Origin of the sequence: Blautia sp. MSK.20.85, from assembly GCF_013317245.1 — a bacterium.
Lineage (GTDB): Bacteria > Bacillota > Clostridia > Lachnospirales > Lachnospiraceae > Blautia_A.
This window is the reverse complement of sequence record NZ_JAAIUN010000116.1, coordinates 1-363: the sequence shown is the minus strand read 5'-3', so window position 1 is coordinate 363 and position 363 is coordinate 1. Positions and strand designations below refer to the sequence as shown.

Annotated in this window: 1 rRNA gene; it reads right to left on the bottom strand. The window is 52.3% G+C overall.

Annotated features, from left to right (window positions below):
• Positions 1-317 (bottom strand): 23S ribosomal RNA (locus G5B12_RS17160); the annotation flags it as partial.
• Between the last annotated feature and the right edge of the window lie 46 nt (positions 318-363).

Genomic DNA, 363 nt, shown 5'->3' with positions numbered 1-363 from the left:
CTGAATCTTAAATGCAGTCCATGACCCCGGCATGCACGCACACCGGTTTAGGCTCCTCCGCGTTCGCTCGCCGCTACTTACGGAATCGATGTTTCTTTCTTTTCCTCCGGGTACTTAGATGTTTCAGTTCCCCGGGTTCCCTTCCATACGTTATGGATTGGCGTATGGATGCATGAGGTCTTCTCATGCGGGTTTCCCCATTCAGACATCTCCGGATCACGGGATATTTGCTCCTCCCCGAAGCTTTTCGCAGCTTATCACGTCTTTCATCGGCTCTTAGTGCCAAGGCATCCGCCCTGTGCCCTTATTGCTTGACCTTTCGCTTCATCACCCTAGCGTAGGTGATGCGGTCTCTTGATTCTC